This is a genomic window from Paraburkholderia sp. SIMBA_053 (assembly GCF_046534895.1).
GTDB classification, from domain to species: domain Bacteria; phylum Pseudomonadota; class Gammaproteobacteria; order Burkholderiales; family Burkholderiaceae; genus Paraburkholderia; species Paraburkholderia caledonica.
This window is the reverse complement of the sequence record NZ_JAWRXU010000110.1, coordinates 1-458: the sequence shown is the minus strand read 5'-3', so window position 1 is coordinate 458 and position 458 is coordinate 1. Positions and strand designations below refer to the sequence as shown.

The window sequence follows — 458 nt, the reverse complement described above, 5'->3', positions numbered from 1 at the left end:
GTCCGTCGACGCGCTCGGCATCTTCGCGCTCGGTTTCGTGGCCGCGTTTGTCAGCGCGTTTCTGTGCGTGCGCTGGCTGCTTCGCTATATTGCCGGGCACGATTTCACGGCGTTCGCGTGGTATCGCATCGGCTTCGGATTGCTGATTCTGCTGGTCGGCTATAGCGGCGCGTTGAGCTGGACGGATTGACGACGGCGCGATCTTTTGCGCGAGACAAAAAAGAAGGTCCGCCAATTATGTTGGCGGACCTTTTTGATTGGCCGAGGCCGATGTCCAGGCCGTGAGCGCTTTCGCCTTTAAGCGATCTCGCGCTTGCGGAACACCAGATCCCACACGCCGTGGCCGAGCTTTTCGCCGCGGGCCTCAAACTTGGTGAGCGGGCGGAAGGCCGGGCGCGGCACGTAAGGCGCGGTCTCGGCGGTGGCGGTGTTGGCGTAGCCGGGGGCGGCTTCCATCA

At 63.1% G+C, this 458-nt stretch carries 1 protein-coding gene and 1 pseudogene; one reads left to right on the top strand and one right to left on the bottom strand.

Features of this window, described 5'->3' with window-relative positions; genetic code table 11:
• The coding region (locus SB753_RS34795; protein ID WP_410804576.1) for an undecaprenyl-diphosphate phosphatase at positions 1 to 190 on the top strand (190 nt) is incomplete at its 5' end.
• Positions 191 to 297: 107 nt separating this feature from the next.
• Here the strand turns inward: SB753_RS34795 and SB753_RS34790 are convergent.
• A pseudogene (locus SB753_RS34790) lies at positions 298 to 458 on the bottom strand (tRNA (guanosine(46)-N7)-methyltransferase TrmB); the annotation flags it as partial.